Consider the following 23831-nt stretch of genomic DNA (forward strand, 5'->3'; position numbering starts at 1 on the left):
TAACATCTATATTTGTGTGAGTACGATACCAATAAAACACTAAAGATCTGAAGATGTTGCCGATATAATTTACCAGATAGCTTAAAAGATAGCATGAGGAGTGCTTTGTGGATTTAGCAACGCTGATAGGGCTCATTGGCGGCTTTGCTTTCGTCATCATGGCGATGATTCTTGGCGGAAGCATAATGATGTTCATCGATGTAACCTCCATACTTATCGTTGTGGGCGGCTCGACATTTGTTGTCCTAATGAAATTTACCATGGGGCAGTTTTTCGGTGCAGCGAAGATTGCGGGCAAAGCTTTCATGTTCAAAGTCGATGAGCCAGAAGATTTGATCGCCAAGGTGGTCGAAATGGCAGACGCAGCACGTAAAGGGGGATTTCTAGCACTTGAAGAAATGGAAATCACCAACAACTTCATGCAAAAAGGTATCGATTTATTGGTCGACGGCCATGATGCAGATGTTGTACGAGCTGCACTGCAAAAAGATATTGTCCTAACCGATGAGCGTCATGACTTTGGTGCGAGTGTGTTTCGGGCATTTGGCGACGTTGCGCCCGCAATGGGAATGATAGGTACTTTGGTTGGTCTAGTTGCCATGTTGTCTAACATGGATGACCCCAAAGCTATCGGTCCAGCCATGGCGGTTGCGCTTCTGACGACCTTATACGGTGCTATCTTATCTAACATGGTGTTTTTCCCTATTGCTGACAAGCTGTCACTGCGTCGTGATCAGGAAAAACTCAATCGTCGCTTAATCATGGATGGTGTACTCGCTATTCAAGATGGACAAAACCCGCGCGTTATCGACAGCTATCTTAAGAATTACCTTAACGAAGGTAAACGTGCTCTTGATGTAGATAACGAGTAAGGTCGTTGGTATGGAAGATGAAGAACCAAAATGCCCGCCCCCCGGCTTACCGCTATGGATGGGAACATTTGCTGACTTAATGTCACTGTTGATGTGCTTCTTCGTACTTCTGTTGTCGTTCTCTGAGATGGACGTTCTGAAGTTTAAGCAAATCGCAGGTTCAATGAAATTTGCGTTCGGTGTACAGAACCGATTGGAAGTTAAAGATATTCCTAAAGGAACAAGCATTATTGCTCAGGAATTTCGCCCTGGGCGTCCTGAGCCGACTCCGATTGATGTCATCATGCAGCAAACCATTGATATTACTCAACAGACACTGGAATTTCATGAAGGTGAATCTGATCGTGCTGGTGGTACGCAGCGTGATAAAGGGAAACAAACCGGTGGCAAGTCACCCGATACCTCAACTCAGGACAGTCAAAACTCAGAATCAGACAGCGAACAACAGCAATCAGCAGAACTCTCGCAGGAGCTGGAAACTTTGATGGAGAGTATAAAGAAAGCGTTGGAGCGTGAAATTGAGCAGGGCGCGGTTGAAGTTGAGAACTTAGGCCAGCAGATTGATATCCGTATTCGTGAGAAAGGGGCATTTCCTGAGGGTTCTGCATTTCTTCAGCCCAAATTTCGACCTTTAGTCCGGCAAATTGCGGAATTGGTTAAAGATATTCCGGGTATAGTGCGAGTTTCAGGACATACCGACAATCAACGCCTAGACTCTGAGTTGTATCGCTCGAATTGGGACCTGTCAGCTCAGCGTGCTGTCTCTGTCGCGCAGGAAATGGAAAAAGTACGTGGTTTCTCTCATCAACGCCTTCAGGTGCGAGGTATGGCTGATACACAGCCGCTAGGTCCAAACGACACTGAAGCTCAGCGTTCGCGTAACCGACGTGTTGAAATCAGTATTATGCAGGGAGAACCTCTCTATAGTGATGAGGTCCCATCTCTACCAAGTACTAACTGAGAAAAAGACGAGCTAAATGCTCGTCTTTTTTATGGTCTTTGCTTCATGTATAATCTTGCGCCCTTAGAGGCAGCGTAACGCTAAGCTGCTAGGCTCAGTAGAGCGTGAGAATAGCAAACAGTAAACTTGTGAAGTGAATTATGAAATTTATCGTAAAGCCCCATCCAGAAATTTTTGTAAAAAGTGAATCTGTGCGTAAGCGCTTCACAAAGATTCTTGAATGCAATATCCGTAACATTATTAAGAGTCGTACAGAGTCTGTTGCTGTTTTCAACCGTCGTGACCATATTGAAGTTACAGCGGAGTCGGATGACTTCTACAAAGAAACAGTGGAAGTGCTGACTCAAACTCCAGGTATCCATCATGTATTGGAAGTTCAGCAGTCAGAGTTTAAAGATTTGCATGATATCTTCGAGCAGGTACTTGAACTTAATCGTCCTAGCCTTGAGGGAAAAACATTCGTTGTTCGAGCTAAGCGTCGCGGTAAGCACGACTTCACCTCCATCGAGCTGGAACGCTACGTTGGTGGTGGCCTGAACCAAGCGATTGAAAGTGCAAGCGTGAAACTGCGTAATCCTGATGTGACGATCAAAGTAGAAGTGGCAAACGAAAAGCTCAACCAAGTAATTAAACGTTACAAAGGCTTGGGTGGTTTCCCTCTTGGTACCCAAGAAGATGTATTGAGCCTGATCTCGGGTGGTTTTGATTCTGGTGTTTCAAGCTACCTACACATCAAGCGCGGTTCTAAAGTGCACTACTGCTTCTTTAACCTTGGTGGCCCTGCGCACGAAATCGGTGTTAAGCAGGTGTCACACTATCTGTGGAACAAGTATGGTTCTTCTGCCAAAGTACGCTTTATCTCGATTGATTTTGAGCCTGTCGTAGCTGAAATTCTTGAAAAGGTCGACGATGGCCAAATGGGGGTTATTCTCAAGCGTATGTTTATGCGTGCTGCTGGTATGGTCGCTGAGAAGTTTGGTATTCAGGCTTTGGTCACTGGTGAAGCAATAGGTCAAGTATCAAGTCAGACCCTAACTAACTTGCGCCATATTGATAACGTTACTGATACTTTGATTCTACGCCCGCTTATTAACTGGGACAAAGAAGATATCATCAATTTAGCGCGCGATATCGGTACGGAAGACTTCGCCAAGACAATGCCTGAGTACTGTGGCGTGATTTCGAAGAAACCGACAGTGAAAGCCGTCAAAGCGAAACTTGACGCTGAAGAAGACAAGTTTGATTTTAGTATTCTTGAGCAAGTGGTCCGTGATGCTCGTCAGATGGACATCCGTGATATTGCGAAAGAGTCTGAAGAAGCGGCTCCTGAAGTAGAGCAAGTTCAAGCGGTTGAGCAGCATGCGACTGTACTCGATATTCGTAGTCCAGAAGAAGAAGAAGATAATCCACTTGAGATCGACGGTGTTGAAGTGAAACACTTGCCTTTCTATAAGTTGGGTACACAGTTTGGTGATTTAGATCAGACGAAGACTTACCTGCTGTACTGTGATCGTGGGGTTATGAGTCGTTTACAAGCGTTATATCTGCTAGACCAAGGTTTTACTAACGTTAAGGTTTACCGCCCTTAATACGGATTTTAAGCACCTATAAAGCGCAAATCGTTCGGTTTGCGCTTTTTTATTTGTATGGCTTATTCATGATATTTAACGGGTATCTTGATAAGTGAAATGGATAAAAAAACACCGCCGTTAGGCGGTGCTAAATAATTTGACAGACAGGTCAAAATAAATACAGGAAGTATGTGTTTCGTCTCTAGCTAGAGAGGCGAAACTTGGTAGAAACCTACCTAACTCGAAATACGAGTTTGCAAACACAACATCGCAACAAAGTGCCAATTGATTCAAAAAAGAATCAAGCCGTTCTGGCTTTTGCTGCGTGGGGAAATATAGAATTTCTCTGGTCGTCAGGCAATGGACATTTTATAATGTTTCAGATTAAAAAAACTAATCCAATTTATGGAAGGGTGCCATGTCTAGAAGATTGCCACCTTTGAACTCTTTAAAAGTGTTCGAAGCTGCTGCACGTCATTTGAGCTTTACTAGAGCAGCAGAGGAGTTATTTGTGACTCAGGCTGCAGTTAGTCATCAAATTAAAGCGTTAGAGGAGTTTCTCGGCCTGAAACTGTTCAGGAGACGCAACCGTTCATTGCTGCTAACGGAAGAAGGTCAAAGCTACTTTCTGGATATCAAAGATATCTTTACTTCGCTTTCAGAAGCGACAGATAAAGTGCTAGAGCGCAGTGAAAAAGGCGCATTGACTATCAGCCTACCGCCCAGCTTCGCGATTCAATGGCTAGTTCCGCGTCTAGCCGACTTTAATCAACAGGAACCGGATATTGATGTTCGTATTAAAGCAGTAGACATGGATGAAGGCTCACTTACTGACGATGTAGACGTTGCGATTTACTATGGTAGAGGAAATTGGCCGGGGTTACGTGCGGATAAATTGTATCAAGAATTTCTTATCCCGCTCTGCTCTCCATCTCTGTTGTTGAGCAATAAACCATTAGAAACTCTAAGTGACCTTAAGCACCATACATTGCTTCATGATACTTCGCGAAAAGATTGGAAGCAGTTTGCTAAAGAACACGGTATTGAAGGCATTAACGTTAATCACGGCCCTATATTCAGTCATTCGACTATGGTGTTGCAAGCTGCAGCACATGGGCAGGGAGTTGCGTTAGGTAACAACGTCTTAGCTAAGCCAGAAATGGAAGCGGGACGACTGATTGCGCCATTTGATGAGCTGTTAGTGTCTAAGAACGCGTTCTACGTGGTGTGTCACGACAAACAGGCTGACATGGGGCGCATTGCCACATTCCGTGACTGGATGCTTGCCAAGGCACAAAGTGAGCAAGAGGAGCTACTGGATGACTGATTTTCTGATTGATGGTGAGCAAGGTAGACCCGTTTTTATTTTTGCTCACGGTGCGGGAGCCGGTATGGATCATGATTTCATGACGGTGGTAGCGAAAGGGTTAGCGAAGAAAGGGATTCAAGTTGTCCGTTTTAACTTCCCATATATGGTTAAACGCGCCGAAGATGGCAAACGTCGCCCGCCAGATCGAGCGCCCAAGCTTCTAGAAGCGTATCAGGCCGTAATTGGCGAGTTTTCTGATGTACCTGTTGTGATTGGCGGGAAATCCATGGGCGGGCGCATGGCCAGCTTGCTTGCTGAAGATGGTAACGTGGCAGCGATTGCCTGTTTAGGCTTTCCTTTTCATCCACCGGGTAAACCCGAAAAATACAAAGGCGAGCATCTGGCGACGCTCAATAAGCCGTGTTTAATCCTTCAGGGGGAGAGGGATACTTTTGGTAAGCAGGATGAGTTTAAAGATTTCGCTCTCTCAGATGACATCAAGGTGAAATTTATCCCTGATGGCGATCATAGTTTCAAACCTAGAAAGAGCTCTGGTCATACCGAAGCGGGCAATATCGCTCTGGCGGTTGAGCATCTAGCGGATTTTATATTGGAGAGCCATGGTGAAAAGTAAGCAGCTACTTACCGTTGGTGGTTTATTTGCCGGAGTTAGCGTCGCACTCGGCGCTTTTGCCGCTCACGGGTTAAAGCAATCACTATCGCCTTATTTAGTGGATGTCTTTAATACAGGCGTTCAGTATCAATTTATTCATGCTCTAGCGATTTTACTTTGTGGAGTCTTACTTAGGATAGGCATGGTTGAGAAAGCACAAAAATATTTCGCCCTTGCTGCAAATTGTTTTATCATCGGCATCTTTTGTTTTAGTGGCAGCCTTTACGCCCTTGCATTAACCGCAATCAAATGGTTTGGACCTATCACTCCATTCGGCGGTTTGACCTTTATGCTTGGCTGGGGACTGTTTGTTTTCGCAGCGTTACAGATTAAAGAGGTGAATCAGTGAAACACTTAATGCTCTACTGCCGATCTGGTTTTGAAAAAGAGTGTGCTGGAGAGATTCAGGATCGCGCAACTCAACTTGAAGTGTTTGGCTTCCCTCGTGTAAAGAACAACACTGGTTACGTACTGTTTGAATGTTATCAGCCGGGTGATGCGGAACGTCTGGCGAAAGAACTCGACTTTAAGTCTTTGATTTTCGCACGTCAGATGTTTGCAGTTGCGGTGGAGATTAAAGACCTTCCACGCGAAGACCGCATTTCTCCTATTTTAGAAGAGCTCAGCGAGGTTGAATCTTTCCCACGCTGTGGCGATATCCGCATCGAAACACCAGATACCAACGAAGCGAAAGAACTGCTTAAGTTTTGTCGTAAGTTCACGGTTCCTATGCGTCAAGCCATGCGCGGCAAAGGCATTTTGTTGCCGAAAGACAGCCCTAAAAAGCCTGTTCTGCACATTTGTTTTGTCGCTCCTGGTCACTGCTTTGTCGGTTATTCTTTGCCAAGCAATAACTCACAGTTTTTTATGGGGATTCCACGTCTCAAATTCCCTGCAGATGCACCAAGCCGATCAACGCTTAAGTTAGAAGAAGCGTTTCATGTCTTCATTCCAAGAGAAGAATGGGATGAACGTCTGGCTGCTGGTATGTGGGGTGTTGATTTGGGCGCGTGCCCGGGAGGTTGGACTTATCAGCTGGTTAAGCGCTCGATGTTTGTTCACGCGGTGGATAACGGCATGATGGCTGATAGCCTGATGGAAACGGGTCAGGTTAAGCATCATCAGGAAGATGGCTTCAAATTTGAGCCTGCACGTAAAAACGTGACTTGGTTAATTTGTGACATGGTAGAGAAGCCATCTCGCGTTGCTCAATTGATGGGTGAGTGGATCATCAGCGGTTGGGCTAAAGAAGCTCTGTTTAACCTGAAATTGCCAATGAAAGGTCGTTACGATGAAGTTCTGGAAGATATTGAAAACCTCAAGATCTTCCTGATTGAGAATAAAGTGAAATTTAAGCTCCAGGCGAAACACCTTTACCACGATCGTGAAGAGATCACGGTACATGTTCAGTGTTTATCGAACATCTCGCCAAGATAAAAAACGCTCCCTCGGGAGCGTTTTTTACATTTGCTCTGATGTCGGCCACATCTCCCAAAGCTGGGACTCCATTGAACTCTCAACGCTATCACTAAGTAGTGAGAAGAAGTCCAGCCCGGTTTGTTGTTCGACATCGTCAATAGTGGTGACAAAGCTTGCCAGTTCGCTACTGGAAACATCTCGATGTGGGACGACAAACGCATCGTTGAAGTAGGGATCAAGAATGACTTTATAGAAGAGATTTGGAACCACGATATCTCAATCTGGTATTGATTTGGTGAGTGTTAACTATTTAAAAGAAAAGGATTTTACAACAGATTTTATAAACACTGTTTTATAATTAAAGGCCTTAGCTTGAGATGCGTTAGGTTGAAGGAGTATGGGGGCCAGTAAAGCGAATATCTTGTAGATTGAAACCCAACTCAATGTTTGTTTTCAGCGCCGAAACTTTTTTGCATCGGCGGGCGGAATCGATGTGCTCATCGAGTTTCTTACGATATTTAGCGACTAGCTCATCGGATGCATAGGCTTTTTCAATATCTTCAAACTGGGTAAGGATTTCTTTGGCCGCCTTCGGTCCAACACCGGGGACTCCCGGCACCTGACTGGAACTCACGCCAGTCAGCCCCCAGTAGTCAGACAACTGAGAGGGTTTGACGCCGAACTCTTTATCGATAAAAGGTGCATCAAGCCAACGATGTTGAAAGTAATCGCGGATCTGTAAAGTCGGTGACAGCAGCTGGCAGTAGCCCTTATCTGTTGAGATGATCGTCACTTTTTCTTTATGACTCGCCACTTTCATTGCCAACGTTGCCACCAAATCATCGGCTTCATCGCCTTCAGAGAGCAGAGAGTCAATCCCCAGTTCCCACCATGCTTGCTGAATTGCATCCAAGCCGTTAAGCAATGGCTCTGGCATGGGTTTGCGGTTTTGCTTGTACTCAGGGAGCACTGCAGCGCGCCAACCTCTTTCTTGGAGGTGATGGTCGAATACTGCAATGATATGCGTTGGCTGCGATTCGCTGATGATTCGATTCAATGTTCGTGTGGTTGTGGTAATGGTTCTTGCTATATCGTTTGGGTCGGGTTGCGCCGAATGGACGCGTCGAATCAGGTTCAAAGCATCAATAATAACAAGATGAATAGACATAAAAATCAGAAAAAAAATAAGGGCCAGAGGCCCTTATTGTAAAGCATGAAAAACAGATTACCAGCTGCGATCAGCTTGTCTTTATTTGATAGCATGGCTCGTAAGCGGTGCCACCAGGTAACTTCATACGATCCTGAGCAACAAAGTCGCGTAGCAACTTGTCCATTTTCTTCATCAGCGCAACATCCCCATCAAGCACAAACGGGCCATGACGCTCAATCTCACGAATACCTTCTGCTTTTACGTTACCTGCTACGATACCTGAAAAGGCTTGTCTAAGAGCGGCTGATAGGTTTTCAGGGCGTTGATTTAGGTGCAGATCAAGACTTGCCATATTGTCGTGGGTTGGCTCGAAAGGCAGTTGAAACTCCGGCTCTATCTTAAGTGACCAATTGAAGCTATACGCATCACCTGTGTCTTTACGGTGCTGGCGAACATCTGCCATACCGCGCTTCATAATTTGCGCTACTTTTTCTGGATCATCAACGACAATCTCGTAGTGTCGCTGAGCATCTTCACCTAAAGTTTCACCGATGAATCGGTCAATGGAGCGGAAGTATTCTTCGCTCTCTTTCGGTCCCGTAAGGACGATAGGTAATGGTTGATGCGCATTGTCTGGATGCATCATGATACCAAGAATGTAAAGTAGTTCCTCTGCGGTTCCTGCTCCGCCTGGGAAGATCACGATACCATGTGCCATACGCACAAAGGCTTCGAGACGTTTCTCGATATCTGGCATGATCACCAGTTCATTGACGATTGGGTTGGGTGGCTCAGCCGCAATGATGGATGGTTCGGTGAGACCCAAATAACGTTGATCGTAGTAGCGTTGTTTTGCATGGCCAATCGCCGCTCCTTTCATTGGCCCTTCCATTGCCCCTGGTCCACAACCTGTACAGATGTTGAGTTCACGCAAGCCGAGCTCATGACCGACTTCTCGTGTGTATTGGTACTCAGTCGCATTGATAGAGTGTCCACCCCAACAAACGACAAGATTAGGTTCAATACCTGGAGTCAGGGCTCCGGCATTGCGTAATATGCCAAATACCAAGTTGGTAATGTGGCTGGCATTGGTTAGGTTGAGGCGTTGATTGTCTGCAAGGTGCATGTTGACGTAGACAATATCGCGCAGCACAGAGAATAGATGTTCCTGAATACTTTTGATGATGTGTCCATCGACGAAAGCATGTTCAGGCGCATGATTGAGTTCTAACTTTATTCCACGCTCGCGACGAACAACATTGACGTCAAACGACTTATATTTATCGAGCAGTTCTTTGGAGTTATCTGTGTGGCTGCCTGAATTCAGTACCGCAAGTGTACAATTTCGGTAGAGCTGATAAAGATCACTGGCGGCAGTCTTTTTAAGACGCTCAACTTCGAGCTGAGAAAGCAGATCCATACTACCAGCCGGACTGATATGCGTGATCATAGTAACCTCCTTGATGAGAGAAAACTTCTCTACAAAACTCTTCTTATAATGGTTGTGACTCTGCGTATGCGTCGCCGTTAATAGCGCATTGTAAATACGACAGGTACTAACAATCTTAGCATGCTTTGAAGGATATAAAAGGCTAACTGATTGATATAACTAGATCAATCACGCTGTGGATGGCTTTTGAAGAAAGCAGAGAAGAGCGTTATTTCCACACTAGCTGGTTCGGGCCTATGGTCTTCGCTTCGTTTAATACGCGATTTAAACGCTCCAACACTTCTTCCGGTGTGTCAGATTCTTTAAAGCCTGTGCTTGAAGCAGACATAGTAATAACAAGGTTTTGTTCACGAAACTTGAACGGTAGTTTTGCAACTTTGCTTTGAATACTTTGGATAGTATTAAAGCAGTCACTATCTGAGCCGTCTGGCATTAGCAAAATGAATTCTTCTCCAGAAAAGCGTGCCACGGTGTCAGTGTCAGATAGCTCTTTTTTTATCGTACGGGCAATGATCTTCAGTGCTTTGTCACCTGCGGTATAGCCAAAGCTGTCATTAATCGATTTAAAACCGTCAATATCGAGCATAACAATACGTAGGTTGTTCTGTGACCGGATCCAACGTCGGTATTCCAATTCCAAGCGATCATTAAAAGCGGTACGATTGTACACTTTGGTAAGCGGATCCAGTAGGACCCTCTGTGCTTGATCTTCGAGGCGGCGACGATAATCTTGTGTGACTTCGAATAAGGCTTCCAGCTGGTTTTTGCCATACCCCATACGTTCAATCAGAGCTTGTTCACGTTGCTCGGCGTGATGGAGGCGTTCAGAAAGAGAACTCAGTTTCGCCAGTATTGGGTTGAGTTGTGTTTGTAGCAAATCGAGGGAGCTAGCACTGTCGACTTTTGCTTTAGTCTCAGCAACTAATTCATCCAGTTCACTATTCATGTCCTGACGATGCTCAAAGTAGGTTTGACTTTGATCGACATTCTGGGAAGAACTTTTTAGCGTCGAGGAAAGCGATGCATTGACTTGCTCCAAGAACTGCTCTGAGGTTTTTCGTTCATATTTAGTGCCATCGATGACTAACTTCAGTACCTGAAGAGTCAGTTCAATCAACACATGCGTATTGACACCGAGGAGCAACTTAGCGCGAATATCTGTCAGTAAGTCACCAGATTCACCTTCAAAGTCCAGTTCAGTGATGACGTGTTGTAGTTCATCCGACAGGCGCAACAACAGCTCTTTGTCAGCGCTGCTAGTGATCTGGTTACTGGCCGAGTCAGGGTTGGATGTGATGATTTTCAAGGAGCGTTCGTAAATCGCGAGCAACTTCATTGCTGAGTCTGCTTTAGGGCGCTCGACGCCACTAGAATAGCTGAGCAAATCGCGTAGGTCGCGTTTTACTTTTGCTGGCAGGCCCGTTACTCGTAACAGAGTTTCGCCGCTGTGTTTTATCTGGGAGTCCAGATGCTCAGTCTGTTTTTCCATAGCCACACTCTGTTGCTTGAGCAAACGCTCAAGCACTGCCAGCTTCGGGATCAGTGAACTGACGTCTTTTTGTTGCTCTATCGCTTGTCTAAGTTCGGTTAGCCCTGACTTTAGTCTTGGATCTTCACCGCCACATGCATCACTCAGTGACGCAAGGATACGCTTTAATACCTTTTGTTCTCTTTTAAATTTGAACGAGGTATCTCTTTGTGTCAATCGAACCTGCTCTAATTGAGATTTCAGATTGTGCAGCTGTGACTGAATATCTTGCTCGAGGACGTCCATGAAAATCTATACTTATGAAGATAAGATCGAAGAGGATCTTATTAATTAATCGAACGATAATAACAAATAAAATTACCGCGTCACGTTCAACATTATCCGTTTGAGCAGCTTTTACTCATCTTTTAATAATTTTTTGATGCTCTCCTCATTCTTGTAAGAAGAGTGCACTTTTATTAGCCCCTGGCTGATGGAATGTTTGCACGCTTTGCGAATATTACCGGTTGCTAGGCTGGCCGCAGGCGCGTTCTCAATGGCTTTTAAATATACCCATTGGCTTGAATGTTCCTTCATACTCAAAGTGCGTGCAGCACTGGTCGACATGAGCAAAATATCCAACAATTCTTTGTCATTGATGGCGGTATAGGCTCTGGGTAAAAATGGGTAGTCAGCCATTCCCATACGAATGATATTATTCAGCCCATATTTCTGAGCGAACTCATCCACCCAGCGTTGTATTGTTTCAAAGCCTTGCTCTGGATCCGCCATGCTATCGCTGTTCGGCTCGATGTAGAGTAGGTTTGCATCGGAGAAATGATACACCCTTGCTGGGCGTTGTACCTTCTCTTTTAGGTACTGCCCAAAGGCTTTCTCAATCTTGAGTCCGTGTGAGTATCCATGTTGTAGGTACATGTTGCGTAAGAAAGGGACATCGATCATCACAAAGCGCAGCCGATCATTCAGTGGTTCATGAATGAGTTCTCCCACATGCCACTTTTCAAACTTGTGGCTGCTTGCTTCCAACGACGCAGGTAGCTTGGCATGGAGCATACGCAAGTTCTTAAGACCGGAACGGGAGTGAGTATAGAGATCATCATTCAGCTCATCGATTTCATCTTTTTGCACACTCATGATGTGGCCGCGGCGGAGTAAGAAGATAAACAGTAGTGCGCAGGTCACAAACAGTGTGAATGAGATTTTCTGGAATTTATGATATTCGTTTTCAGTTTGCTCCAACTTTTGCTTTTGTCCGACTAGATGAAGCGTTTGTTCAACGACGTCTTTTTGTTGGCGGAAGTCATCTTCGTTGATCAGATCCAATTCTTGCTGTTCAATACTGGCCAGTGCGTTGTATTGTTGGAGATATTGCAAAGCCGCTTTGTAGTTACCCAATAGTTCGTTACCGACGTTCAACATCTGATAGGCATGTTTCTGTATGGAAAGATCTTCAAGTTTGATAGCGATGTCTAATGCTCTATTCGCTTTGGCTACGACCTCTTTGGGATGTCTCTGATGTGAGGCTAAGCCAGCTTCTAACAGTAGTGCTTGTGCTTTGAGCTTTGGAATGTCGACATAGGCCAGAAGTTCCTCGGCACGTTCCAAGTATTGCTCGGCGAGAGGAAAGTTAACGAGTTGTAAGTACGTTGCTGCCAGAGCGAGACGAATGGCGATGACGTTTTCAATGTTATTCTGAATACGTTCATGATCGATGGCATTGAAATAGTGTACTAAGGCCAGATTGTATTTGCCCTGATGATAATAGATATCGCCCATTCGTTTGAGAATTGGAGGCAGAATCGGTGAATTTTCATAGTTGTCGTAAAAATCGGCAGCTTGGGAAAAGTGATCGGTTGCTTTATCGAGTACGCGTCGTTCGTAGAACAGTTGTCCTAATAGACGGTTAACTTCAGCCAGTTGCAGTCCTGATGTATCTTCAATCGCCCCCCAGTAGCTAGTTAACAGTTCAGAAAGTGCCTTGTTGTAAATCTTATGGCTAAGAAAGTGTTTACCCAACGCAATATGATAGGCGATGACAGTATGCTTGTTTTTCGATTGTTCTATGTAAGGAATCATATCCTCGTATAACTGATTAGCTAGTGCTATCTTGCCTTCAGCAGAGGCGATGTCTGCCTTAAGCATCTTCAGCTTATAATTGAGCCCCTTAGCCAGTTGCTCTGGATTCTGGATGGCATTAAACGTTTGTTCAACCTTCAAAATATCGTTTCTAGCGCTTTCTGCATCACCATCATTTTTCCAGCGCAAGCGGATCTCGAGTATACGTAAATCGAGACGCAAATATGGGAGACGATAAGTGGTCGTCAGGGTTTTAGCCTCGTGAAGATACTCAAGGGCTTGTTCAGGATTACCAAGGTTGAACTCTGCGCGGGCGAGAATTTTTAGGGCGTCGATGGAACCGCCGGGGGTTCTAACTCTGCTGTCAGAGTCATCTCGTGAGATGGCTGATGGGCTCTTTTCTGTTTGGTCAGTCAGTTTGCGTTGTGCGAGATAATTGGACGCGAGTTGTTTGGATTGTTTTGGTACGATATCCACCAGCGTACTGGCTTCATTGAGCATTGCCGATGAATATACGGTCGACGCCATCACTTGAGATGACAGAAATAAAACCAATAGTCCAAACAAACGTTCCCAGCGCAAAATCTGCATTCTTGAGTCCAATCCTTATTGACGTGCCATACGTTGGTTGTGAGCGGGTTGTGCATGCTCTGTTGAACGATAAGGGTTGATATCTAGACCACCGCGTCGCGTGTATCGAGCGTACACGGTGAGCTTTTCTGGCTGACAGTATTTCATCATGTCAGTAAAAATACGTTCAACGCACTGCTCATGGAACTCATTATGTTCACGGAATGATACTAAGTAGCGTAACAGAGCTTCACGATTGATTTTTTGACCCTGATACTGGATCTCAACACTGCCCCAATCTGGCTGGTTAGTGATCAGACAGTTGGACTTGAGAAGGTGGCTATGCAGACTTTCTGAGACGTGTTCTTGTTTAACCGCACCTTCTAGCAAGCTGGTATCAAACTCGTAGCTTTCAATCTCGATATCCTGATCATCAATGCAGTCCCCGTCCATTGTCACGACCACACTGTCGGTATAGTCGACGACAGAACGAAGAGTGACTGAAACCTCTTCACCTGCACAGTGGGAGAGATCCTTTACTAATGTTTGTTCAACCTGATCCCATGAGCTGAAGCGGGTTTGGTTGAAACTGTTGAGGTACAACTTAAAGGACTTGGATTCAATCAGGTTAGCACTGGTCGCAGGAATGGACACGTCGCCAATGGCTACCTGTGGCAGACCTTTCTCGTTCAACCAAGACAGCTCGTACAGTGTCCAGATATCACAGCCTTGAAATGGTAATTCATCACCAAGGTTTAGGTCATCGCGGTTTAAGCTGCGTGGCACAGGTTGAAGTAAAGAAGCGTCGTATTGGTTAGCGTATTCGGTTTTTTGACCGAGCGTTAACCCCGCCAGTTCCTTTGCGTCAGAATATTTGCTCATACTTTGCATAGATTTGGATTAGAATGGCGAGAATTTTACGCAATCCTGTCGTTAAAAGCGAACATTCGAAGACTCAATTGGAGAATCTAATGGCTGAAACTGCCTTGCAAGCGCTGCGCTCGTTCAGTGAAAAGTACCGTCAGAGCTGTCTTGACACCCATGGACATTTGCCAAGAAGCGAAGAGCTGGTGGAGCTCGTGTCACCTTGCGTTGAAGCAAAGCAGACTGACTATGTTGAATGGCAGGCAGATGAGCGTGAGCAACCAGCGGATTTCACTAATGTTGAAAATGGTATCGAACTGACACTCCATCAAGATATTAAAACCTTCTACGGTTCGCAGTACAGTGCGGATATGGAGGCGACTTGGAACGGGAACGAGTTGACTCTACTTCAGGTATGGAGTGATGAAGACTTTGTTCGTTTGCAGGAAAACATTCTTGGCCATCTAGTCACTCAGCGTCGACTTAAACTGAAGCCAACGGTTTTCATCGCAGCAACCGATGCGGAGTTGGACGTGATTTCCATTTGTAACCTGACAGGTAACGTCATTCTCGAGCGATTGGGTACTGATAAACGCGATGTTCTTGCCGAGAATGTAGCGGAATTTTTGGTTAACCTAGAGCCTGCGGTATAACTATGTACGTTGTTGAATTACAGTTTGAGTGTTTTGATAACACCACCATTTCTGCCGTCGATAAAGCGATTAATGGCCTGATGGACGCGTTGCGTTATAACGGTCAGGTACTTGGGCGTGAGTTCCCTATCGTGATGGGAGAAGGGGAATTTTTTGTTCGAGTCGTGTGCCCAGAGCAGGAAAGTTTGCACCCTAAATATCATTCGGATTTTGTTAATGTTTGCATCGAGCGACTAGCTGAAGCGTGCTTGTTAGCGCCTAAAGCCCGCTTACTTGGGCGAGACTTGAATTCAGAGCAAGCGGCAGAAGAAACCACTCCTAAATGGCAGGTACTCTACACCACATATGTGCATACTTGTTCGCCTTTGCGCAGTGGGGAAAGTTTGTTGCCAATTCCTCTTTATCGCAATGGACCAACGCTCAATGGCGACCATAAAGCAGTGATCAAATGGCAGACTGAGTGGCAGGCGTGTGATGAAATTCAGATGGCTGGTGCTTGCCGAGCAGAGCATGCTGCACTGCATGAGATTTGCGATGCCGACAGCGTCCTTTTCAGACGTGGCTGGGACTTACGTGGTCGGATCGAATATGTGACGGAAATTCCGACCTATTACTATCAGTACCGAGTCGGTGGCAAAAGTCTGACAGATGAAAAACAGCGTAAATGCCCTAAGTGTGGCGGAGAGTGGTTATTGGATGAACCACTGCATGACATTTTCCACTTTAAGTGCGATGAATGCCGAATTGTCTCCAATATTTCTTGGGATCACATCAAATAGTGCCTCTTAAATGAAAAAGACCCGTGTTATTACGGGTCTTTTTTTTCCTCTTGTTCAGTGGATTGTTCGTCCTGCGAGCGAGCTTTTTTATCCGTTTGTCCGAACTTCATTTTGGCTGTGTACTTCAGTGCGGCAATATTACCTATGATGACACTCAAGACGATAAAGATGATCACCCAAGGGTTGGTGAGTAGTTCCATTAATCCACCTCATTGGAGATATTGGTGATAAATTGATTGTAGATCGTTTCGAGATTCGACAACACCACTTCCTCACCCAGTATTCCACTGTTTGTCAGCTCTTTTTGAAGTGTCTCCAGACTAAGCAGTGATAAACAAGACGATGCTGTTACGCCATGACTAATGTGCCATGGCTCTGCTGCGACACCGCCCTGATCTTTTGCATATGGAAAAAAGAAACCAAATTCAGTCAGAGACTCCCTGAGCCAGCGATAAAAATCTGCCTGATGGCCTGTTAGGTATTCCCATGGTTCAAGTTGTAACTGGATGTCTTGAGGTAGACTGCTGCCATCAAATACATCGAAGTCACATCCCCAATGATGTCGGCTGGCGCCCGGTAGTGCAGACCAACGTAAGATAGCCATAATCTTTTCTGCATCAGAAAGCCGTTGGCTATCTAGAGGTTGGCTGTTTTGATCAAGAATGGCTGTTTGACCAGCCATTTTTTTGTTCCAGATAGCCTTCTGGCGTTCAAAATCGCGGAAACCGCTGGCAATATTGAGGTTGAAACCAGCCTGAGCTGCCGCTTGTCGCAAAGCTTGTAAATCGTTTTCGACATTAGGGTGCACGGCGAAAACCTTCTGACCAAACATAGTGTCAGTTAGGTGAGTTGAAACTTTGCCAGTCAGCTGCTCAGGGGTTATGTTCACGCCAGAAGATTCTCCAGTGTTTTCTGATACATCTTGGTCAGCTTCTCAAGGTCGTCCACTTTCACGCACTCGTTCACCTTGTGGATGGTTGCATTAACCGGACCTAACTCCACTACCTGACCACCCATACGGGCAATGAATCGACCATCGGATGTGCCTCCAGTAGTGAGTAGAGCTGGTTTGGTTTGATTGACGGTATCAACGGCATCAACCACAGCGTCGAGAAGTGCGCCAGTATCTGTCAGGAATGGGTCGCCGTTGAAGGTCCACTTAAGCTCGTAGTCTAAGTCGTGTTTATCAAGGGTATCAGTGACGCGCTTAACGATCATGTCGTTGTTAAGCTCGGTGCTGAAACGCAGGTTAAACTGAACATTGAACTCGCCCGGGATCACGTTAGAAGCACCCGTTCCCGCATGTACATTAGGGATCTGGAAGCTGGTGGGTGGGAAGTAGTCATTGCCTTTGTCCCACTCGGTTGATGCCAACTCATGAATCGCCATCAGTGACTGGTGAACGGGGTTCTTAGCTAAATGCGGGTAAGCTACATGGCCTTGAATACCTTTGATTGTTAAGTCTCCGGTAATAGAACCTCGACGACCATTTTTCACCACATCGCCGACTAGCTCAGTACTTGATGGTTCACCGACAATACACATGTCGATGTTTTCGTCGCGCGCCATTAGGGTTTCGACAACACGGACTGTGCCATTGATAAATGGGCCTTCTTCGTCTGAAGTAATCAGAAAGCCAATTGAACCTTTATGGTTAGGATTTTCGGCAATGAATTGCTCAACAGCAACAATCATACTTGCCAGAGAGCCTTTCATATCAGCCGCTCCGCGGCCATGTAGGTAGCCGTCAACCATAGTCGGTTCGAATGGAGGCGTATCCCATAGCTCGACGTTGCCCGCTGGCACGACATCAGTGTGACCGGCAAATGCAAACAGTGGGGCTTCTGTGCCTCGACGTGCCCAGAAGTTTGTGGTGTCTTCAAACACCATCACTTCAATTTCAAATCCTAAAGCTTTCAGGCGTTCAATCATCACATCCTGACAACCTGCATCCACAGGTGTTACCGATTGGCGGCTAAGTAAGTCTTTTGCAAGCGCCAAAGTAGGGCTGTCTGTCATCCTTGAATTCCTTTTGCTTAAGAGAAAATGGCTGAGTATTGATCGGCTTTAAAGCCAAGATGGTAGTCATCACCAGAAACTAAAATTGGACGTTTGATCATGGCTGGTTGCTCTACCAACAGATCAATGGCGTTGGCTTCATTCAGGTTGTCTTTCTGTTCTTGAGTTAGCTGACGAAAAGTCGTGCCGCGTTTGTTAAGCACATTTTCCCAGCCGAGTTGTTGGCAAAATTTTTCAACTATTTGTTTATTAACGCCCTGTTTACGGTAGTCATGGAATTGGAATTCCACACCTTCTGCTTCCAGCCACTTTTTGGCCTTTTTAATGGTGTCGCAGTTGGGAATTCCGTACATGGTGATTGTCATAGTTAAACCCTTGAGAGTGACTTATATAAAGTTATTAGAAGCTTTTGGCATCCTAGCAGGAACTGTTATCAGAGACAAAAGTGTCTCTAATATATTTTATCTTACAAAAAAAATGTGTTTCAAAAGCTGAGGATCGATGAGTTATTGATCAAACGCAACACACCGCAAAGCAAAACAGAAATAATGACTCTAGAAATTTATAGGAGGTATCAATGGAATTGAGTCCTGTTTTTGCAAGGCGCTTATATCTAGCATTACTGGTTCAGAATCTCGACAGGCCGAATGTGCCGAAACTGATTGAGGAAACAGGTTGGCCGCGTCGGACGATTCAAGACGTAATAAAAGCTCTGCCTGGTATTGGCATCGAACTGATGTTTATTCAGGATGGTCGCAGACACAATGATGGATATTATCAGTTGTCTGATTGGGGGCCTTTCGATAGCCAGTGGGTATTGGATAGAGAAGCTGACATCGCTGCTTCTTTGGGATTTTGTGCCTAACGACCTGCAGGGCAGTTATAAGCGCTGCCCAATATGGTAAATGATGTGGTGAAGTCTTGTGGTGAGGTCATAAAAACGGTATTCGCGCCAAGCTGACTGGCGCGATTTTTTATTTGATTAACGGCTCCCTGAACCATGATATCGTTAGGGTAGAATAGGTAAGTGTACCAGTGTCCCTCACTGCCAGTAAGATCGCCCTGCCATTGACAGTTCGTGGGATCGAAACTGCTGTCCATTCTAATCTGGACCATGTTGGCATCATGATTGAGTGGAGTGGCTGGGGTTGTGCAGCCTGCGACTAAAGCAAGCGACATAACTATTTTGCATACCTGACTAAACTTGAGTGACATAAATGATAAAACCAATCCAACTAAGGGCTAACAATGCCCATGGTAGCATATTGGTTTTTGATTGTGCTTCTATCGTTGTCACTGTTTCAGCTTTTGATTGCACTAGTGCAGCGTGTTGAGCTTGTTTGGCTTTCTGCGCTTTTTTCTTAGCCTTGTCTGCCTGGCGGGCTTTTTCTTTGTGCTGTTTCTTGTATTGGGCAATGCCTTTTTCTATGCCTTGAGCGATCAACTTGGTTTGCTCTTTGGTTTGGCCGGGTTTCTGGGTAGCTTTGGCAATATTCATCGCTTCTTTTTGTGTTTCCTGTGATGGCACGACTTTGTTGTTCATTAAGGTTGTTACCGCGAGATTAATATCGCTTTATTTTAACACGATCTAATCTTGTTCATCATTGAAGTTACTCCACTAAATAGCATGTTACGAGATGTACTTTTTTATCATCTAATGGCCAATGAGTTTTATGGCTAATATCTGATAGCAAAAAAATTCAATTGGTATAGAGTGGAGTTTAATCTCTCAACCGCAGTGACCAATCAGTGCGATACGCTTTAGAACAATACGATAAACATGGTTTTCTCAAAGCCCCTAAATGGCTCTGGCTTGGTTGGCTGTTTCTCGCCAAAGCGTGGGTGGTTTTTGTTGTCGCTGGTGCTAGCCGAGAAAGCGGCACTAAGATCCTCAATATTGTCTACCCCGATCATTCAATGCTGTATCTGGGGTTGGCGATGGGGCTGCCTAGCATCGCGTTAATGTGGATGATCAGCTTGCGCAGCCCGGAACGAAAATGGATAAGCCAATTAGTCTGTTGGGGTAAAACGATTACCATGCTAGCGATTGGCGGCCAGTTTGTTCAAACTTTTTATCACGTCTATCTAGAACATGGCGCTTTTCGTTGGGCGAATGCCGCTACCTTGCTATTTCTGCTGTGGTTTATGCTTTATATCTATAAGAGTCGCAGCGTACGCGATTGTTTTTCTGCGCCGCCATCTGATTGACGTAACAGGTGATGATCGCTATCAATACGCTTAAAACAGAACACAATACACTGAGCAAATATGTAAATGTGAGGACATAAAAATGACAATCCCTCAAAGTGCCATCCTTCCTGAAGCAGGACCTTTCGCTCAATACACACTGCTTAAGGTGACACAGGAACATGCTGCCGTACTGGAACAGCTACAGGCTCTACTAACACTTGTAGAAGAGCTTAATCAGCAGCAGCCTGGGGCTGAATTGACTCTTACGGTTGCGTTCAGCAAGTCGTTCTGGTCAAAATGTGATGCTGCAATGCCAGACGAACTGATTGACTTCCCACAGCTTGGCGAAGGCAGCACTATAGCGCCGAGTTCTGATGTAGATGTGCTTATCCACTGCCATTCGAATCGTCATGATTTGCACTTTTATCTGCTGCGCACATTCTTTGCACAAGCTTCAGACAACGTAGTCGTGGTTGATGAAACCTATGGTTATCGCTATCTTGACTCGCGAGATATGACGGATTTTGTCGATGGGACAGAAAACCCGAAAGAGAGCCAGCGTCATGAAGTGGCAATTATACCTCAAGGAGAGTTGGCTGGTGGCAGTTACGTTATGGTCCAGCGTTTTGTCCATGACCTGCCTTCTTGGAATCGACTGAATGTGTCTGCTCAAGAAAAAGTCATCGGGCGGACTAAACCGGATTCGATTGAGTTAGATAATGTGCCAGCTGCGTCCCACGTTGGCCGTGTGGACATTAAAGAAGAAGGTAAAGGCCTGAAGATTGTTCGCCATAGCTTGCCTTATGGCAGTGTGTCGGGTGAGCATGGCCTGCTGTTTATTGCCTACTGCAATACGTTACACAATTTTAAAGCCATGCTGGAAAGCATGTATGGCGAGACCGATGGTAAAACAGACCAGTTATTGCGCTTTACTAGAGCCGTGACAGGTGCATACTTCTTTGCCCCGTCTGTAGAAATGCTAAACGGGTTAAAGCTTAAGTAAGTCAATGAAAGCAAACTAAAGCCTGTGGACTATACCGATCTTAAACCGAGCTAATACGCTCGGTTTTTTTGTGCAAAAAGACTAAAGAAAATCTCCTCAGGCCGATATAACAGATAACCCTGTTGAGGAAAGACTATCTATCGTTATGGCAATCACTGTTAATACCAACGTATCAGCAATGACGGCGCAGCGTTATCTTACGAATGCGACGAACATGCTGAACCAATCTCTGGAGAGGTTATCTTCGGGGAATCGTATTAATAGTGCCAAAGACGATGCAGCAGGTTTGCAGATCTCGAATCGACTTGAGTCTCAGATGCGTGGTTTGGATGTCGCAATGCGCAATGCGAACGACGGTATATCCATCATGCAGACAGCCGAAGGTGCGATGAATGAGACGACCAACCTTCTTCAACGCATGCGTGATCTTTCATTACAATCGGCGAATGGTTCGAACAGTCGTGCAGAAAGAGAAGCATTACAGGAAGAAATGGCGGCTTTGAATGATGAATTGAATAGAATTGCCGAAACTACCTCTTTTGGTGGTCGAAAATTGCTCAATGGTTCATTTGCCAGTTCTTCTTTCCAAATTGGTGGCAGTTCCGGTGAAGCGGTTCAGTTATCTCTGAAAAACATGCGCTCCGATAGTATTGAGATGGGGGGCTTCAGTTATATTTCCGCTGGAAAAGCGGACAATAACTGGCAGGTTTCTCAAGGGAGTCAAACGTTGGTCATGGAATTTACCAATGCTGAGGGCCAGCTGGAATCTATTCAGATTAAGGCTAAGGCTGGCGATGACATCGAAGAGTTAGCCACTTATATCAATGGTCAAACGGATAAAGTCTCGGCCTCAGTAAATGAAGATGGGCAGCTGCAAGTCTTTATGTCAGGTAAAGAAACATCAGGTACTATTTCCTTTTCTGGCAGCCTTGCAGGTGAACTGCAAATGGGGCTAGCTGGTTATGAAGCGGTTGATAATCTGGATATTTCTAATGTTGGCGGCGCACAGCGAGCGGTATCGGTAATAGACACTGCGCTTAAGTATGTTGATGGCCATCGTGCTGAATTAGGGGCGATGCAAAATCGCTTTAATCATGCGATTAACAACTTAGGTAATATCAATGAAAACTTGGCCGCGTCGAATAGCCGTATAAAAGACACTGACTACGCTAAAGAAACCACTCAAATGCTTAAGCAACAGATTTTACAGCAAGTTAGCACATCCATCCTAGCACAGGCTAAACAACAGCCAAATCTAGCCCTTACCCTATTGGGTTAATTGTCAAAAAAGAAAATATTATCGACTGAGTGAATTAAAGCTTTAGCGAAAAATTGCGTTTTTTTAAGTTTTTTCGTATTTGGTCAACTTTCCTTCTCCAAAAGCATTTTTTTCAAAAAAAACTTAAAAAAATACTCAAGGTTCTCGAAATTGAGCCGTTAATAAAAGTAACTTTGAGAGAACTACTTTGGTTTTCCGAGACGTCGGAAACCGGTTACATCGGAAAATCAAACGGAGAAATCACCATGGCAGTGAATGTAAATACAAACGTAGCAGCAATGACAGCACAGCGTTACCTAAATGGCGCTAACAATGCACAACAAACTTCAATGGAACGTCTATCTTCTGGCTTCAAGATTAATAGCGCTAAAGATGACGCAGCAGGTCTACAGATCTCTAACCGTTTGAATGTGCAAAGCCGCGGTCTAGATGTTGCAGTGCGTAACGCGAATGACGGTATTTCTATCGCACAAACTGCTGAAGGTGCGATGAATGAAACAACTAACATCCTGCAGCGTATGCGTGACCTTTCGCTACAATCGGCGAACGGCTCTAACTCTAAATCAGAGCGCGTTGCGATTCAGGAAGAAGTAACCGCACTAAATGACGAACTTAACCGTATCGCAGAGACAACCTCTTTTGGTGGTAACAAACTACTGAACGGTACTTACGCGACGAAATCTTTCCAAATTGGTGCAGACAACGGTGAAGCCGTGATGTTGACTTTGAACGACATGCGTTCAGACAACGTTGGCATGGGCGGTACGAGCTACCAAGCAGCAAATGGTAAAGATAAAGATTGGACAGTACAGGCAGGTGCAAACGATTTGGCTATCACACTGACTGATACTGCTGGCCAACAGCAAACCATTAACATCAATGCCAAAGAAGGCGACGATATTGAAGAGCTAGCGACATACATCAATGGTCAGACTGACATGGTAAAAGCGTCCGTCGACCAAGATGGTAAACTACAGGTATTCGCTGGCACTGATAAAGTTGAAGGTGCAGTAAGCTTTGGCGGTGGTCTGGCTGGCGAACTTAGCATGGGTCAAGGTCAAGCTGTAACTGTCGATACGATTAATGTGACATCAGTGGGTGGTGCTCAAGAGTCTGTGGCAATCATTGACTCGGCATTGAAGTATGTAGATAGCCACCGAGCTGAGCTGGGTGCTTTCCAGAACCGCTTCAACCATGCGATTAGCAACTTAGATAACATCAACGAGAATGTGAATGCATCTAAGAGCCGAATCAAAGACACTGACTTTGCGAAAGAAACAACGGCATTGACTAAGTCGCAAATTCTTTCTCAGGCTTCAAGTTCGATTCTTGCTCAGGCAAAACAAACACCAAACTCAGCTCTTAATCTTCTAGGCTAAGTTTAAAATCTCCAAAAAAATCCAGCTTCGGCTGGATTTTTTTTGTTTGTATAATTCTTTGATTTAAAAGATATTTATAGCTTATTGATACTCGTCACAGAAATTTTTTTAAAAAATTTTCTAAA

General features: G+C 45.1%; 25 protein-coding genes and 1 pseudogene. 14 read left to right on the forward strand and 12 right to left on the reverse strand.

The window, feature by feature from the left end; genetic code table 11:
• The first annotated feature begins 107 nt into the window (after positions 1-107).
• From pomA to rlmM, 7 genes are all read left to right on the forward strand, one after another.
• On the forward strand, positions 108-872 hold the full coding sequence (gene pomA, locus TW84_RS05905) for a flagellar motor protein PomA (RefSeq protein WP_045974729.1): 765 nt from the start codon (positions 108-110) through the stop codon (positions 870-872).
• Positions 873-882: 10 nt separating this feature from the next.
• The gene (locus tag TW84_RS05910; protein ID WP_045974730.1) at positions 883-1833 is read left to right on the forward strand and encodes a flagellar motor protein MotB; all 951 of its coding nucleotides are present in this window, start codon (positions 883-885) and stop codon (positions 1831-1833) included.
• Positions 1834-1973: 140 nt separating this feature from the next.
• Positions 1974-3422, forward strand: coding sequence for a tRNA uracil 4-sulfurtransferase ThiI (gene thiI, locus TW84_RS05915; RefSeq protein WP_045974731.1), 1449 nt, complete (start codon positions 1974-1976; stop codon positions 3420-3422).
• Positions 3423-3822: 400 nt separating this feature from the next.
• Positions 3823-4731 (forward strand): transcriptional regulator GcvA, encoded by a 909-nt coding sequence (locus tag TW84_RS05920; protein ID WP_045974732.1) that lies wholly within the window; start codon positions 3823-3825, stop codon positions 4729-4731.
• Positions 4724-5347 (forward strand): alpha/beta family hydrolase, encoded by a 624-nt coding sequence (locus TW84_RS05925; RefSeq protein WP_045974733.1) that lies wholly within the window; start codon positions 4724-4726, stop codon positions 5345-5347. Before TW84_RS05920 ends, TW84_RS05925 begins: the two co-directional genes overlap by 8 nt.
• Positions 5334-5735 carry a DUF423 domain-containing protein gene (locus TW84_RS05930; protein WP_420806539.1) on the forward strand — a complete coding sequence of 134 codons (402 nt, stop codon included), beginning with the start codon at positions 5334-5336 and terminating at the stop codon, positions 5733-5735. The genes TW84_RS05925 and TW84_RS05930 overlap by 14 nt, the downstream gene beginning before the upstream one ends.
• The gene (rlmM, locus tag TW84_RS05935; protein WP_045974734.1) at positions 5732-6823 is read left to right on the forward strand and encodes a 23S rRNA (cytidine(2498)-2'-O)-methyltransferase RlmM; all 1092 of its coding nucleotides are present in this window, start codon (positions 5732-5734) and stop codon (positions 6821-6823) included. The genes TW84_RS05930 and rlmM overlap by 4 nt, the downstream gene beginning before the upstream one ends.
• 24 nt (positions 6824-6847) lie before the next feature.
• Here the strand turns inward: rlmM and TW84_RS05940 are convergent.
• From TW84_RS05940 to queF, 6 genes and pseudogenes are all read right to left on the reverse strand, one after another.
• Positions 6848-7078 (reverse strand): annotated as a pseudogene (locus tag TW84_RS05940) (DNA/RNA non-specific endonuclease); the annotation flags it as partial.
• 109 nt (positions 7079-7187) lie between these two features.
• Positions 7188-7973 carry a flap endonuclease Xni gene (gene xni / locus TW84_RS05945; protein WP_045974736.1) on the reverse strand — a complete coding sequence of 262 codons (786 nt, stop codon included), beginning with the start codon at positions 7971-7973 and terminating at the stop codon, positions 7188-7190.
• Positions 7974-8043: 70 nt separating this feature from the next.
• Positions 8044-9405, reverse strand: coding sequence for a nucleotide 5'-monophosphate nucleosidase PpnN (ppnN, locus tag TW84_RS05950; RefSeq protein WP_045974737.1), 1362 nt, complete (start codon positions 9403-9405; stop codon positions 8044-8046).
• Between the two features lie 208 nt (positions 9406-9613).
• Positions 9614-11179, reverse strand: a complete 1566-nt coding sequence (locus tag TW84_RS05955; RefSeq protein WP_045974738.1) for a GGDEF domain-containing protein — start codon at positions 11177-11179, stop codon at positions 9614-9616.
• Positions 11180-11290: 111 nt separating this feature from the next.
• On the reverse strand, positions 11291-13561 hold the full coding sequence (locus tag TW84_RS05960) for a tetratricopeptide repeat protein (RefSeq protein WP_045974739.1): 2271 nt from the start codon (positions 13559-13561) through the stop codon (positions 11291-11293).
• A gap of 15 nt (positions 13562-13576) precedes the next feature.
• The gene (gene queF, locus TW84_RS05965; RefSeq protein ID WP_045974786.1) at positions 13577-14422 is read right to left on the reverse strand and encodes an NADPH-dependent 7-cyano-7-deazaguanine reductase QueF; all 846 of its coding nucleotides are present in this window, start codon (positions 14420-14422) and stop codon (positions 13577-13579) included.
• 89 nt (positions 14423-14511) lie between these two features.
• Here queF and syd point away from each other — a divergent pair, with 89 nt between their 5' ends.
• Both syd and TW84_RS05975 read left to right on the forward strand, forming a co-directional pair.
• Entirely contained in the window at positions 14512-15057 is a 546-nt protein-coding gene (gene syd / locus TW84_RS05970) for a SecY-interacting protein (RefSeq protein WP_045974740.1), read from the forward strand.
• 2 nt (positions 15058-15059) lie between these two features.
• Positions 15060-15836 carry a Zn-ribbon-containing protein gene (locus TW84_RS05975; RefSeq protein WP_045974741.1) on the forward strand — a complete coding sequence of 259 codons (777 nt, stop codon included), beginning with the start codon at positions 15060-15062 and terminating at the stop codon, positions 15834-15836.
• A gap of 29 nt (positions 15837-15865) precedes the next feature.
• Here TW84_RS05975 and TW84_RS23840 read toward each other — a convergent pair whose 3' ends face one another.
• Genes TW84_RS23840 through TW84_RS05990 form a run of 4 tightly spaced genes read right to left on the reverse strand, consistent with a single transcriptional unit; the run spans position 15866 to position 18220 of the window.
• Positions 15866-16036, reverse strand: a complete 171-nt coding sequence (locus TW84_RS23840) for a DUF2897 family protein (protein WP_071209556.1) — start codon at positions 16034-16036, stop codon at positions 15866-15868.
• Positions 16036-16719, reverse strand: coding sequence for a M15 family metallopeptidase (locus TW84_RS05980; protein ID WP_205622466.1), 684 nt, complete (start codon positions 16717-16719; stop codon positions 16036-16038). The genes TW84_RS23840 and TW84_RS05980 overlap by 1 nt, the downstream gene beginning before the upstream one ends.
• Before the next feature lie 2 nt (positions 16720-16721).
• The gene (gene dapE, locus TW84_RS05985) at positions 16722-17855 is read right to left on the reverse strand and encodes a succinyl-diaminopimelate desuccinylase (protein ID WP_045974742.1); all 1134 of its coding nucleotides are present in this window, start codon (positions 17853-17855) and stop codon (positions 16722-16724) included.
• Between the two features lie 17 nt (positions 17856-17872).
• On the reverse strand, positions 17873-18220 hold the full coding sequence (locus TW84_RS05990; RefSeq protein WP_045974743.1) for an ArsC family reductase: 348 nt from the start codon (positions 18218-18220) through the stop codon (positions 17873-17875).
• Positions 18221-18432: 212 nt separating this feature from the next.
• Here TW84_RS05990 and TW84_RS05995 point away from each other — a divergent pair, with 212 nt between their 5' ends.
• Positions 18433-18720 carry a winged helix-turn-helix domain-containing protein gene (locus TW84_RS05995; RefSeq protein WP_021457988.1) on the forward strand — a complete coding sequence of 96 codons (288 nt, stop codon included), beginning with the start codon at positions 18433-18435 and terminating at the stop codon, positions 18718-18720.
• On the opposite strand, the gene TW84_RS06000 is transcribed toward TW84_RS05995, so the two are convergent.
• Entirely contained in the window at positions 18717-19034 is a 318-nt protein-coding gene (locus TW84_RS06000) for a DUF4156 domain-containing protein (protein WP_240478141.1), read from the reverse strand. The genes TW84_RS05995 and TW84_RS06000 overlap by 4 nt on opposite strands.
• A 19-nt stretch (positions 19035-19053) precedes the next feature.
• A complete protein-coding gene (locus TW84_RS06005) occupies positions 19054-19398 on the reverse strand; it encodes a DUF2956 domain-containing protein (RefSeq protein WP_045974745.1) in 345 nt (114 codons plus the stop codon).
• 206 nt (positions 19399-19604) lie between these two features.
• Between TW84_RS06005 and TW84_RS06010 the strand changes: the two genes are divergently transcribed.
• From TW84_RS06010 to TW84_RS06025, 4 genes are all read left to right on the forward strand, one after another.
• Positions 19605-20063, forward strand: coding sequence for a DUF2919 domain-containing protein (locus TW84_RS06010; protein ID WP_045974746.1), 459 nt, complete (start codon positions 19605-19607; stop codon positions 20061-20063).
• An 82-nt stretch (positions 20064-20145) separates the two neighbouring features.
• Entirely contained in the window at positions 20146-21048 is a 903-nt protein-coding gene (locus TW84_RS06015) for a Dyp-type peroxidase (RefSeq protein WP_045974747.1), read from the forward strand.
• A gap of 145 nt (positions 21049-21193) precedes the next feature.
• Complete coding sequence (locus TW84_RS06020; protein ID WP_045974748.1) at positions 21194-22327, forward strand: flagellin; 1134 nt, start codon at positions 21194-21196, stop codon at positions 22325-22327.
• Positions 22328-22572: 245 nt separating this feature from the next.
• Complete coding sequence (locus TW84_RS06025) at positions 22573-23706, forward strand: flagellin (protein ID WP_045974749.1); 1134 nt, start codon at positions 22573-22575, stop codon at positions 23704-23706.
• The last annotated feature ends 125 nt before the right edge of the window (positions 23707-23831 follow it).

It is taken from the genome of Vibrio neptunius (assembly GCF_000967495.1).
Lineage (GTDB): Bacteria > Pseudomonadota > Gammaproteobacteria > Enterobacterales > Vibrionaceae > Vibrio > Vibrio neptunius.